Genomic DNA, 13,560 nt, shown 5'->3' with positions numbered 1-13,560 from the left:
AGTTTTGAATGAGTATCCACGACAAATTAAAACGTGTTCGTAAACCACGAGTCCACATTACCTATGATGTAGAAACTGAAGGCGCAGTTGTAAAAAAAGAACTCCCTTTTGTTGTTGGTGTAATGGGTGATTTTTCTGGCCACAATAAAGAAGTATTAAAGCCATTAAAAGACAGACGGTTTATTCAAATTGACCGTGACAATTTCAATGATGTTTTAAAGAAAATGAGCCCTTCGCTACAGTTAAATGTAGACAACACTTTAACGGATGATGGCTCACAATTCAGTGTTGATCTGAACTTTAAAACGATTGATGACTTTGAGCCTGCGGCTGTTGTTAACCAAGTTGAACCACTACGTAACCTAATGGAAACACGCAACAAGTTACGTGACTTAATGACAAAGATTGACCGCTCTGAAGAGTTAGAGAATGTGTTAGAAGAAGTACTGAGCAACACAGCGAGTCTTGACTCTATTGCGAAGGAATTAAAAGTTGAGGAGTCTGAAAAATGAGCACCGAAACGTTAGCACAAGATGTAGAAAATACAGCAACAACTGAGTCGGCGTCGTTATTAACGCAAGCGATTGGCGCAACAAAACAAACTGATGCAAGCAGGGCTGAAGAGTTATTACGTACGCTAACTGAAGAAGCATTGAAGGGCACTGTGCAATGGAATAAAAACATGACAGTGACGTTTAATGAAGCCATTCAGCTGATTGATCAAAAAATATCAAAACAGCTCAGCGTCATTATGCACCACGAAGACTTCCAAAAGCTTGAAGGTTCATGGCGTGGTCTAAGTCACTTAGTGATGAACTCAGAGACCAGCTCAACGCTTAAAATACGCGTTCTTAACATGAAGAAAAAAGAACTTCATAAAGATTTAAGTAAAGCGGTTGAGTTTGACCAAAGCCAGACATTTAAAAAGATTTATGAATCAGAGTTTGGTACACCAGGTGGTGAACCTTACGGCACGATTGTTGGTGACTTTGAATTCACAAATCACCCAGAAGATGTTGAAACATTAAGCTTAATGTCTAATGTTGCAGCAGCTGGTTTCTGTCCGTTTATTTCTGCGTCATCACCTTCTTTATTCGGTTTTGACAGCTGGGAAGAGCTAACAAAGCCTAGAGATCTAGAAAAAGTATTTGAGTCACTTGAATACACTAAATGGCGCTCGTTCAGAGACAGCGATGATTCTCGCTTTGTATCGCTTACTATGCCACGCTTCTTATCTCGCTTACCTTACGGTGCGGCGTCTAAGCCAGTAGAAGAGTTTAATTTCGAAGAGTTCACAGTTGATCCGATTGATGGCCGTTCTGTTAATACTGATAACGGTGATTACTGTTGGAGTAATGCGGCATACGCAATGGCGACCAACATGACAAAAGCGTTCTCTCAGTATGGCTTCTGTACAGCTATCCGCGGAGCGGAAGGTGGTGGTAAAGTTGAAGGCTTGCCAACCCATATTTTCACAAGTGATGATGGTGATCCGGATCTTAAATGTCCAACTGAAATCGGTATTACTGACCGTCGTGAAGCAGAGCTAAGCAAACTTGGTTTCTTACCGCTTTGTCATTATAAGAATACTGATTATGCGGTATTCTTTGGTGGCCAATCTTGTCAGAAGCCACAAGTTTACTCAACGCCAGATGCAACAGCAAATGCTGCAATTTCAGCACGTCTACCATACTTGATGGCAACATCTCGTTTTGCTCATTACTTAAAAGTAATGGCACGCGATAAAATTGGTAGCTTCATGGAAGCAGAAGACGTTGAGTCTTGGTTAAACCGTTGGATCCTGTCATACGTGAATGCGACTGAGGGTGGTGGTCAAGATATCCGTGCGCGTTACCCATTAGCGGATGCAAAAGTATCTGTAAAAGAAATACCAGGTCAACCTGGTGCGTACAACGCAGTTGCGTGGTTACGTCCATGGTTGCAAATGGAAGAGCTAACTTCGTCACTAAGATTAGTAGCGAAGATCCCTGAGATTGGCTAATACCTATGTGCATTAAGGATGATGCAAAATGAACTCTGAAGAGTTTTCATTCATAGAATCAGATGCTGTATTGAATCGCAATACAGCATCTAATATTTGTGATAACAGTGCTTTATTGGAACGTTTTCTCAATGAGAAAGACACCTATAAGGCACTGTTGCTATGGCTTGAAGGCTCATCAGATTCACCATTAATATGGAACAAAGAATCAGTTGGTTCATATTTACAACATACCATTGTCAAAATAGACGCACTTATATCTAAGCAATTAGATCAAATTTTACATCACCCACAATTACAACGCTTAGAAGCAAGTTGGCGTAATTTGTGGTGGTTAGTAGGGCAAACCGAACTTCACGACAAAGAAAAAAAAGTGAAGTTGCGTGTACTTAATTGCGATTGGATTACGTTATCTCGTGATGTAAATAAAGCGATCGACTTTGATCAAAGTAGTTTCTTTCAACTTATTTATCAAAATGAATTTGACCGCCCAGGTGGAGAGCCATTTGGTGTGCTTATTGGTGATTATGAAATTACCAATGGATATACAAAAGGGACGATTTATAACGACATAGATACGTTAAAAGAAATATCTAAAGTAGCCGCTGCCTCTTTTTCACCTTTTATAAGTTCAGCTTCGGCAAACTTATTCGGTGCCGATAGTTTTGCTGATCTTGGCTATTACTTCGATTTGTATAATCAATTCGAACAAGTTGAATATGTTAAATGGCGAAGTTTTCGGCAGATGGAAGATTCACGCTTTGTAGGGCTTGTTTTACCCCATGTGCTGGCGCGTGCCCCTTATAAAAATGATGGCACTCGCAACCAAGATTTTGCTTATCAAGAGCGAATAACCAGCCCTGAAACCGAAATGCTTTGGGGCAATGCAGCTTATCAGTTTGTATTAACGCTTGTTCGTGCTTACTCAGAAAGTGGCTGGTTTGGTCAAATTCGTGGCATTGAGCCAGGTAAGGTTTCCAAAGGCATCGTCACAGGGCTTACGAAAAACTATTATTCGACAGATGTTTACAGAAAAGAAGCGAAACCACCGCTGGATTTAATTGTAACGAGTAAATTAGAAAAACAATTTTCTGAGCTGGGTTTTATCCCTGCATCATCTGTGACGAATACTGAGCACTTAGTTTTTTATAGTAATGCTTCGGTGCAACAGGCTAAGTACTATGACAGTGAAGTTTCAACAGTCAATGCGCGCCTCTCATCCATGCTGCAATATATTTTATGTGTGTCACGGTTTGCCCATTATTTAAAATTACTTGCCCGTGACCGTGTTGGCTCGTACAGCACTGCACAAGCATGTGAGCAAGGGTTGCAATCGTGGGTGAATAATTACACTACGGCGTCTGACTCCGCGTCGGAGCATATTCGTAGTAAATACCCTCTTGCGAATGCAAAAGTGAGAGTGACCGAAAATAAATCGAGGCCAGGGCATTATTTTTCAGTTTTGCAACTACAGCCGCATTTTCAACTTGATCAAATGATATCGAGTATCAAATTAGTGACTGAGCTCAGTCCTCACCACCAAATAAAGGAATAAAAATGAGAGAGATCCATGCACTCATCAGAAACGGAAAATTAACAGAAGCACTTGAGTATTGTGCTGAAAAATTAAAAGATGATCCGCTTAATTTTGACATCAGAAGTGCCTACACGGAATTGTTATGTGTAAATGGTGAATTAGAAAAGGCAGATAAACAGCTTGATTTTATGGTAACCAAGTCACCAGAATTTGCTGTAGGCGCTGTTAATTTAAGACACCTGATTAGAGCAGAGCAGGCAAGACAAGACTTTTACGCGGGTAAAGCTGCACCCAAGTTATTTCATGATGCAAATGAGCTAGATGAAGCTTTTCTGGAAATGCACATCAACTTACTAGCTAACGATATTGATAAAGCTACTGAGATTGCAGCGCAAGTTGAGCAGCTTCGTACTAACACAGTTGAAGATCAACAAGCTGCCATCCGAGACCTAGATGATTCGATTAATCCGTATTTAGAGATACTTGGAACGAATGGTGAGTTTTATTTAGCTCGCTTTGATGAAATTGAAAAGCTTGAGTTCGAACCTGTTGATTCAATTGTTGAACAAATTTGGTTGCGCGCTGAAGTTATCATCAAAAATGGCCCAAGTGGTACAGCTCATATCCCTCTCGTTTACCCGTATTCTGAAACGGAGCTTGAGAAGCTAGGGCAAGTGACTGAATGGCAAGAATTAAGCGAAAACTTGATTCAAGGTAAAGGAATGAAAATGTTTTATGCAAATGATGAAGCCATTCTTATTTCTGACCTTGGTCGTTTCATCGCTTAACGAGTGTTCGCATAATCATGATTGAAAGCAAACAGTCGCTTAAAGCTTCGATTCTAGACCGTTTAATTGACGATGAACCTGAAATTCAGGAATCGCCACAAAGAACGGATGGAATTAGTCTATCTCAGTTAAAAAATTCAGTGCGACGAGATATGGAAGCTTTGCTTAATGCTCGTATTCAATGGCATACATGGCCTAGTCAGTATACTGAGCTTGCGACATCTTGCTTATCTTATGGGCTCCCCGACTTTTCGAGTATGTCTGTGAGCTCTCATGAGGGGCGACTCGTGTTGTGCGAAAAAGTACGCGATGCCATTTTACGATTTGAGCCGCGTTTCATTGAAGTTGAAGTGTTAGTTGACGAAGAGTTGCCAATTAATCGTGTTTTAAACCTAAGAATAAATGCATTGTTATATGCCGATCCTGAGCCTGAGTTTATTAGTTTTAACTCTGAGGTTGAGCCGGTTAGCCTTGGCATGAAAATTTTCGAGTCTTCACTATGAATGATGAATTATTAAAATATTATAACCGTGAGTTGGCGTATGTTCGCCACTTAGGTAAAGACTTTGCTGAGAAATACCCAAAGGTTGCTGGAAGACTAAAACTCAGTGATGAAACGATTGAAGATCCTCATGTTTCAAGGTTGGTTGAATCATTTGCGTTTTTGACAGCGAACATCAGGCAAAAGCTTGATGATAGTTTTCCTGAACTTACAGATGCACTATTAGGTCAGCTCTATCCTGATTACCAAGCACCTATCCCTTCACTGTCTGTTATTAAGCTTGAGTCAGAAAACTTATCGACAACAGGTATCGTCATACCGAGAGGAAGTGAAGTCGAAACCAATGTTGAAAACATGAAGCAGTGTAAGTTTAAAAGCTGCTTTGACACCAACCTTTGGCCAGTTGAAATCACGGCGGCTCAATTTGATAATAGTCCGTTTATTGCACCAAAACCAACTTGGAATGAGCCTGCAAAAGCCATTTTCAAAGTACAGCTCACAGGTGAGTACGAAGGAGTACCGCTGCATGAGACTGAGCTTAATAATCTAAAAGTATTTATACACGGACAGTGGCATTTTTCATTAAAAGTGTACGAATTATTATTCAAACACTGTATTGGTATTGCCGTTGATAATGGCGATGAAGGTGTTCACTATCTGTCAAATGAGCATTTAAAGCCTGTTGGTTTTGAGCACGATGAGGCTGTAGTGCCTTATTCATTACGCTCTTCATCTGGCTTTAGGTTATTGGTTGAACACTTTATTTTTCCTGAAAAGTTTAAATTTTTCGAATTACAAAATATTCGCCATGTGTTGCCGCGTGATTCAAACACAACGACCTTGTATTTCTATTTGGATACAGAGTCTACAGAGTTAGAAAAACAAGTTGATAAAGACATGTTCTTATTGGGATGCACACCCATTATTAACATGTTTGAACAAGAAATTGAGCCGATCAGACCTGAGCTAAGTGAGTACGAGTACAAGCTTGCACCACGTTATATCGATTCTGAAATATCTGAAATCATAAGCATTGAAGAAGTCGTGGCATTTGACCATAAGGGTAATAAACAAATCGTTACGCCTTTTTATGGGCAAACACACCCTAAATATCAAGAACATAAAGATCTATTTTGGCATACACGCCGTGAAACCGCTTTATGGGCTGGCGGCTATGCAGAGGCGGGGACAGAAACCTATTTATCTTTGGTTAATGGTGGCTTTGAAAATAGTGCCCAAGAGCTGAGTGAAGGCAATAGTGTGTTAACCGTGCGCGCTCAATGCAGTAACCGAAATCTGCCAGCAAGCTTACCGTTTGGTGATGATGAGCTTGGTTTGTCTATGCCAAAACGGGGTGATGTAATTAAAAAAATTAGGTGTTTAGTGGCACCTACTCACGCAGTCAGACCAGTATTAGGAAGTAGCACGCGTTGGCAGCTAATTAATCACCTCACCATTGATTCATTTAGCGGTGAAAACGCAGTCGATAAGTTGAAAGAAACACTTAGATTATATGATTTCAAAGCAACACCACAATCAAAAGGCATGATCGATAATATCTACAATGTAAAAATTGAGCCTGCAACGGCGCGTGTAGTGCAAAATGGTCGAGTGGCGTTTGCATCTGGCACAGATATCGAAATTACCTTTGCAAATGATGACTTCTCGGGTAGTGGTGTATTCTTTTTTGCATCTGTTTTAGATTGTTTTTTCTCACAATTTGCATCAATTAATAGCTTCACCCGGTTGAGTTTAAAACTCAAAGAGCAAGATCGAGTTTACCATCAATGGCCTGCTCGGGTTGGTTCTGGGGTTTTACTATGATTGATAAGTTACTGCACAGTGCAACTCAAACTGATTTTTATAAAGCGGTGTTCATTATTGAATCACAGTTACAAGAATCTGCGCAGCAGTATCGTAAGGTTGGCTATGACAGTCACCCTAAGCTAGAACTTATTCGTTTTTCGGCCACTCAAAAATTTGGTTTTGCCGGCAATGCGATCACAAATCTAAAGTCATCAGGAACATACCAAGGCGCCACAAAATTTAATATGGAAGTCTCATTTATGGGAATGACGGGATGCTCTGGTGCGTTGCCTCATTTTTATAGTGAGCTGGTGATGCAAAGGTTGCGCTTTAAAGACACAACCATGCGTGATTTCTATGACATGTTTAATCATCGCTTAGTCTCTTTATATTATCGTGCTTGGAAGAAGTATAAGCCCACACTTAACTTTGCCAATAAAGAGCATGACCAACATACAAAGATCTTATCTTTGTTAAGTGGTGGTCGTGCCCCGCATCAGTTGTATTTTGGTGGTTTATTTAGCAGAAGAGCACGTAATGCTGCTGATTTGCGAAATATTCTCGCTTTCTATCTCGATTGTGATGTTGAAATTGCGCAGTTTGTTGGCCAGTGGCAACCATTAAAACAAAGCGAACAAACACAAATAACCAGTACGGGTTTTAATGCAAAGCATGCGCGTTTAGGTGTAGATGCGATGGCAGGAAAGCAAGTATGGGATATTTCTACAAAAGTGAAAGTGATTGTTAAACCAAAAGATGCAAAGCAAACAACGCGTCTTTTGCCGCGCAGAGATTTATACGATCTGGCACACAAAATAACGAAAGATTTTCTCGGTAATCAAGTTCAACATGAGCTGGTTATTAAGTCGAATTTTTATGAATTAGATGCAACACAACTAAAAGAAGAGCGTTTTCAATTAGGCTGTAATAGCTTTCTTTTACCGCAAAGTGGTGTTCGTAAGGGAAACGTCACTGAGTTGTCGTTTAAAGGATAAATAAATACAAGGAAATATTATGTCTACCATGACACTAAATAAACTAGTTGAAAAGCTAAGTCCTGAATGTAAAAAAAGTCTTGAGCTAGCTGTTGCTATTTGTAATAGCCGCAGCCATTTTACTGTTGAACTAGAGCATTGGATTATAGCATTGCTTGAACAGCAAGTTGATGACCTTAGACTCATTTTAAGTGCTTACGATATTGATGAAGACAAACTTAAGCACGACTTAAATAAGTCACTTGAATCGCATAAAACAGGGTGTAACTCATCACCTAGTTTATCAATTCATGTAACAAGCTTATTGAAACAAACTTGGCTAAGTACAAGCATTGAGTTTACAGACACACAAATACGCAGTGCCTACATTATTTATACGCTAGTGAAAGACGATACGTTAGCAAGCGTTGTCAGCCGTTGTAGTAAAGAGTTCAATAAAATTGATGCAGGGCAACTTTTACATGCTTGGCCAGAACTGGTTACTAAATCGAATGAGGTAAACCCTGCTTCACAGACACAACAAGATGCGCCGGTAAATGTGTCATCGAAAACACCTAATCTAGATCAGTTTACAGTTGATTTAACGGCGCAAGCTAAAGCAGGCAAGATTGATCCTATCTTAGGCCGCGATTTTGAAATCCGCCAAATGGTCGATATTCTTACCCGCCGCAGGCAAAATAACCCAATTTTAACGGGCGAAGCTGGGGTAGGTAAAACTGCGGTAGTTGAAGGTTTAGCACTGCGTATAGCGCAAGGAAGTGTTCCTGAAGTATTAAAAAATGTAAAAATACATACTTTAGATCTTGCGCTATTACAAGCTGGCGCAGGTATGAAAGGTGAGTTTGAAAATCGCTTAAAGTCACTTATTTCAGAAATTAAAAATGCCCCTTACCCAGTTATCCTTTTCATTGATGAAGCACACACTATGATCGGCAGCGGTGGCCAAGCGGGTCAAAATGATGCGGCAAATTTATTAAAGCCTGCACTAGCGCGTGGTGAGTTAAGAACGATTGCTGCAACAACATGGGCTGAGTATAAGAAGTTTTTCGAAAAAGATGCTGCATTAGCAAGACGTTTCCAAGTCGTTAAGGTGGAAGAACCAACACCAGAAAAAGCCATTGCTATGTTACGTGGCTTAGTGCCAGTGATGGAAAAACACCATAATGTATTTATTTCTGAGCAAGCATTAGAAAGCGCTGTTAACTTATCTCACCGCTATATCATTGGCAGACAACTGCCAGATAAAGCGGTTGGGTTACTGGATACTGCATGCGCGCGCGTTGCTATGAGCCAAGCATCTAAACCTAACTCGATCGAAAAGCTAGAAAACGAGCAGTCAGAAATTAAATCTCAAATTGCTATGTTAAGCCGTGAACAGCGTACAGGCCTTGATCACAGCGAGATACTTGCAACACTAAACGAAAAAAGTGAGCAAATCTCTCAGCAGCTTGAACCTCTAAAAGAGCAATTTGAGAGTGAAATGTCATTAATTAAAGACGTAAAAGAAGTACTTACTGCGCTTAACGATGATGACAATGACAACGCTGAGGAAATTCAGAAACTGCAGCAGTATAAAGAGAACCTTGCACAATTTGATTCGAATATGGTGCATTGGCAAGTAGATGATGAATTAATTGCCCAAGTTATTTCTGATTGGACTGGTATTCCTGTAGGTAAAATGCATGAAGATGAAGTTATCAGTGTTTTAAAACTTGCTGATACCATGAAACAACGTGTTGTAGGCCAAGACCACGCACTCGATCTAATTGCGAAAGTTGTGCAAACATCGAAAGCACACTTAGCCGATGAAAGCCGTCCTAATGGTATCTTTATGTTGGCAGGCCCAAGCGGGGTAGGTAAAACAGAAACTGCGCTTTCTTTAGCGAACGAAGTGTATGGTAGTGAAGAAAATATCACCATCATTAATATGTCTGAGTATAAAGAAGAGCATAAAGTGTCGCTGTTGCTTGGCTCTCCTCCTGGTTATGTTGGCTACGGTGAGGGCGGTGTATTAACAGAGGCTATTCGTCGTAAACCTTATAGCGTAATTTTGTTAGATGAAATAGAAAAAGCACACCCAGGTGTTCATGATATTTTCTATCAAGTGTTTGATAAAGGTACAATAAAAGATGGTGAAGGTAGAGATATCGACTTCAAAAATACCATCATAATCATGACTTCTAACGTGGGTACCGACACCACAATGAGCTTATTTGAGGACGAGGAGACTGCACCAAGCATTGCCGGTCTGCAAAAAGCATTACAAAATGATTTGTTAGATGTGTTTAAAGCAGCATTTCTTGGTCGCATAAATGTTATTCCTTACATTCCATTAAGTAAGAGTACTCTTGCAGATATAGCAAGACTGCAATTGAATAAAATATGTAAGCGAGTTAAGAATAATTATAATTCTGAGCTTGTATACTCTGATTGCGTTATTGATTATATAGTTAGTAATTGCAATGACTCTGGTTCGGGTGCTAGGAATATACATACATTGTTGCAAAATAATGTATTGCCACTTTTATCGAAGAGATTACTTGATAACATAGTTTCAGGTGAACAGTTAAATGAGATATCATTATTTATTAATGATGGTAACTTTGATTTTAAAGTAAGTTAATTATTAATCATAAGTTTTCTTGTTTCTTTTTTTGAGTCGGATTATAATTTCTCCGTCTTCATTAATTGATGGAACATTGAGACATTGTCTTCGTCTAGGGAAAGGATTGAGAAGACCCTTTCGTTGCGCAGTTAAAGATAGTGATTTCAAAGGAATTTTGGGTAACCAAAAGTAAATAATCCAGTTTAATGGATAAAATTTATAAATTAAAAAGGAGCATTATCATATGCAAGCAAATACATATTTAAAATACGGTTCAATTAAAGGTGAAACTACAGCTGAGTCTTTCAAAGACTTAATCACGGTTTTATCACTAGATTGGAATGTAAGTCGTGAAATTTCAGCTCACACAGGTACAGCAATGGACCGTGAGTCTAGCTCAACTCGTTTAGGCGATGTAACTATCACTAAACTTCAAGATAAAGCGTCTCCGGACTTATTCAAAGAAGCAACTATTGGTAAAGGCTTACCAGCTGTTTTCCATATCACTAAACAAGGTGATAAAGTTGAAGAAATCATGAAAATCGAATTAACAGATGCAATGATTTCTAGCTACTCTGTATCAGTTCAAAACGATCGCCCAATTGAAACTATCACTATCAGCTACACTGAAATGATGATGACAGTGACGCCTACTGATGATAAAAACAACATCACTGCACCACTTGTTTATGGTTACAGTGGCGTTAAAGGTCAGCAAATGTAATTTTTTGCAAAACCGACTAGCTCTGAGTTTTACTCAGAGCTTTTTTGATCTGTAGGAATAGGAAGCAAGGAATGCAAAAAGCAACACAAGATAAAAATGTAATTCAGATAAACACCCCAGCAGGCAAAGACGCACTGTATTTGACTCGACTCGTCGCACAAGAATCGATGTCAGATTTGTTTGTGATGTCAGTGAATATGTTTACTATTGGGACGCAAATCGCACATGAAGATCTTGTTGGTAAGCCTGTTTCCATAAAAGTTCGAAATGCCGACGGTGCAGGTGAGCGATACTTTCATGGTATTGTTAGCCAGTTGGTATCTAACGGAAGCCGCACGGCTGATGTAGACGAACAAAAGAATTATATTGATTATCACGCAACGATTGTTCCTTACGCAGCGTCAATGCGTAACAGAAAAAACAGTCGTATTTTTCAAAAGAAAACCATTCAAGATATTTTTGCTGATTTATTTGGTCAGCATAATGTTGCATTCAAAGATAACACCACTAAAACGTACCCTAAGTATGAATATTGTGTTCAATATCAAGAATCTGACTTTGACTTTATTCAGCGATTACTACAACAAGAAGGGATTTTTTACTTCTTCGAACACAGTAAAAGTAATCATACTTTGGTTCTTGCCGATGATATCACTGCCTATGAAGAGTGCGCAGAGGCTAAAGTTGTTTTTAGCTCTGGTCATTTAAGCGAGTCTCATGTCAATAAATGGCAAGGTGGCTTAAGTTTAGCACCAGGCAGCTACAAACGAATTGGTTATGATTTTAAGCAACCGCCAAGATACCCAGATGGTGATCACGCTAAAGCTGATTTACCCACTCAGTCGGTTGCAGAAGTATTTGAATACACAGGCGAAGCAGAAACGCATCCTCGTGCTGCAAATTTAGCGGCACTGCAGCTAGAGTCACTCCAGCGAAATATGAAATTAAGTAGTGGTCGAAGTGACTGCCGATCTTTTTCTGTTGGTAAACTGTTCAGTTTTAAAAAGCATGAAGATCCGCGCCTAGAGGGCAAAACATTTGCAATTACCTCATTGCTAACCGCGATCACGGTGCCAAACCAATCTGGCGGACAACAATCTCAAACTGAAGAAGTTTTTTCTAACCACTTTGAGTGTGTTCCAAAAGATGTGCCTTACCGTGCAGCCCATATTAAAAATAAACCTGTTATAAACGGTGTACAAACGGCCATCGTGACGGGTGACAGTGCCGATGAAATTATGATCGACCAGTATGGTCGTGTAAAAGTGCAATTTGATTGGGACCGTGAAGGTAAAAAAGATTCTCAAAGCTCGTGTTGGATTAGGGTTGCTCAAAATTGGGCCGGTAAAAAATGGGGCGCATTCTTTTTCCCTCGCGTTGGACAAGAGGTGTTGGTTGACTTCATAAATGGTGACCCTGACCAACCGATTATTAGCGGCGCGGTTTATAACGCCGATCTAATGCCTCCGTATGCTTTACCTGCTGAAAAAACACAAAGTGGTATAAAAACTCGCTCTACAAAAGAAGGTGGGGCCGATAACTTTAATGAGCTGCGTTTTGAAGATAAAAAAGGCAGCGAATTAGTTTACATGCAAGCAGAAAAAGACAAACAATTGTATGTAAAGAACGATCAAAAAGAGAAAATTGATAACGATCGTTTTCTAGAAGTTGGCAACAACGATGACGCGAAAATAAAAGTAAATCGTACGGTTGATATTGGCGATAATGACACGTTAAAAGTGGGTAAAACACTTAATATTGAAGCTGGAAAAGAAATTGTTATTAAAACGGGCTCAGCAAAAATAACGATGAGCAGCAGTGGTAATATTGCCATTGAAGGCACGAATATTGATATTAAAGGCAGTAATGTAAAAGTAGATGGCAGTGCAATTACACTCTCTGCCGGCATGATTAAGCTGAATTAAGCTATGGAACTGATTACAACTTTTCAAACAGGTGCTGTTCATGGAGCTGCTAGCAGCGGCTTTACAGTATATTGTCGCTATGGTTTACCGCATTTAGTGTGTTTATCGGTAAACCGTCCGGATGATCCTTTTTTGAGTCTGCCAATTGATTACTTTAAAGGCCATGATGGTTATTTTGCTGAGCAATTTTTTTATAACCTTCATCCTAATTTAAACAGTAGTAATGTGCTTTCTTATGTATATCAATATGCGACACAGACCAGCTCAATCATAAACGACTTATCGTATGATGATATCGTAGAAGAGCTAGCGAAGCTTGTGAGTGTTAATAAGTTACAAGTTATCCCTCTGTACGATTAATGGATGTGAAAACAAGGAATAGGTTATGGGTAAACCCGCTTCAACAATTGGTCATATGCACCTTTGTCCTAAAGTAACTGCAAAAGTTCCTCACGTTGGTGGCCCTATTGTGGCGGGTTCATCAAATGTATTAATTGGTAGTATGCCAGCAGCAAGAAAAGGCGATATGCTGATTTGTGTTGGCCCTCCTGATAGCATCAATAGCGGATCATCTACCGTTAAAATAAACGGAAAGCCAGCGGCTAGAATGGGCGACGGAACGTCTCATGGCGGCAAAATTATCGTTGGTAATCCCACCGTGTTGATCGGTGGTTAA

The 13,560-nt window shown here is 39.7% G+C and carries 12 protein-coding genes; all 12 read left to right on the top strand.

Translation table 11 applies throughout. The features are described 5' to 3' along the window. The first annotated feature begins 8 nt into the window (after positions 1 to 8). The 12 genes from tssB (at position 9) to L3V38_RS08960 (ending at position 13,560) form a co-directional block, all read left to right on the top strand. Positions 9 to 512 (top strand): type VI secretion system contractile sheath small subunit, encoded by a 504-nt coding sequence (tssB, locus tag L3V38_RS09015; protein WP_062567659.1) that lies wholly within the window; start codon positions 9 to 11, stop codon positions 510 to 512. Beyond that, positions 509 to 2,002, top strand: a complete 1,494-nt coding sequence (gene tssC / locus L3V38_RS09010) for a type VI secretion system contractile sheath large subunit (RefSeq protein ID WP_062567658.1) — start codon at positions 509 to 511, stop codon at positions 2,000 to 2,002. Before tssB ends, tssC (L3V38_RS09010) begins: the two co-directional genes overlap by 4 nt. Positions 2,003 to 2,030: 28 nt before the next feature. Beyond that, on the top strand, positions 2,031 to 3,557 hold the full coding sequence (gene tssC, locus L3V38_RS09005) for a type VI secretion system contractile sheath large subunit (RefSeq protein ID WP_130151807.1): 1,527 nt from the start codon (positions 2,031 to 2,033) through the stop codon (positions 3,555 to 3,557). Between the two features lie 2 nt (positions 3,558 to 3,559). Further along, positions 3,560 to 4,327 (top strand): type VI secretion system accessory protein TagJ, encoded by a 768-nt coding sequence (locus L3V38_RS09000; RefSeq protein WP_062567656.1) that lies wholly within the window; start codon positions 3,560 to 3,562, stop codon positions 4,325 to 4,327. Between the two features lie 17 nt (positions 4,328 to 4,344). Beyond that, a complete protein-coding gene (gene tssE, locus L3V38_RS08995; RefSeq protein WP_062567655.1) occupies positions 4,345 to 4,830 on the top strand; it encodes a type VI secretion system baseplate subunit TssE in 486 nt (161 codons plus the stop codon). Next, entirely contained in the window at positions 4,827 to 6,653 is a 1,827-nt protein-coding gene (gene tssF, locus L3V38_RS08990) for a type VI secretion system baseplate subunit TssF (protein WP_237119167.1), read from the top strand. The genes tssE and tssF overlap by 4 nt, the downstream gene beginning before the upstream one ends. Beyond that, positions 6,650 to 7,630, top strand: coding sequence for a type VI secretion system baseplate subunit TssG (gene tssG, locus L3V38_RS08985; RefSeq protein ID WP_237119166.1), 981 nt, complete (start codon positions 6,650 to 6,652; stop codon positions 7,628 to 7,630). Before tssF ends, tssG begins: the two co-directional genes overlap by 4 nt. Positions 7,631 to 7,649: 19 nt before the next feature. Beyond that, the gene (tssH, locus tag L3V38_RS08980; protein ID WP_237119165.1) at positions 7,650 to 10,253 is read left to right on the top strand and encodes a type VI secretion system ATPase TssH; all 2,604 of its coding nucleotides are present in this window, start codon (positions 7,650 to 7,652) and stop codon (positions 10,251 to 10,253) included. Between the two features lie 226 nt (positions 10,254 to 10,479). Further along, on the top strand, positions 10,480 to 10,959 hold the full coding sequence (locus L3V38_RS08975; protein WP_062567651.1) for a type VI secretion system tube protein Hcp: 480 nt from the start codon (positions 10,480 to 10,482) through the stop codon (positions 10,957 to 10,959). Between the two features lie 71 nt (positions 10,960 to 11,030). After that, a complete protein-coding gene (gene tssI / locus L3V38_RS08970; RefSeq protein WP_130151803.1) occupies positions 11,031 to 12,884 on the top strand; it encodes a type VI secretion system tip protein TssI/VgrG in 1,854 nt (617 codons plus the stop codon). Between the two features lie 3 nt (positions 12,885 to 12,887). Beyond that, on the top strand, positions 12,888 to 13,244 hold the full coding sequence (locus tag L3V38_RS08965) for a hypothetical protein (protein WP_062567649.1): 357 nt from the start codon (positions 12,888 to 12,890) through the stop codon (positions 13,242 to 13,244). Between the two features lie 25 nt (positions 13,245 to 13,269). Further along, entirely contained in the window at positions 13,270 to 13,560 is a 291-nt protein-coding gene (locus L3V38_RS08960; RefSeq protein ID WP_130151802.1) for a PAAR domain-containing protein, read from the top strand.

This window comes from Pseudoalteromonas sp. L1 (assembly GCF_021728095.1).
Classification (GTDB): Bacteria; Pseudomonadota; Gammaproteobacteria; order Enterobacterales; family Alteromonadaceae; genus Pseudoalteromonas.
The sequence above is the reverse complement of the archived record's forward strand: the minus strand, read 5'-3'. Positions and strand labels throughout refer to the sequence as shown.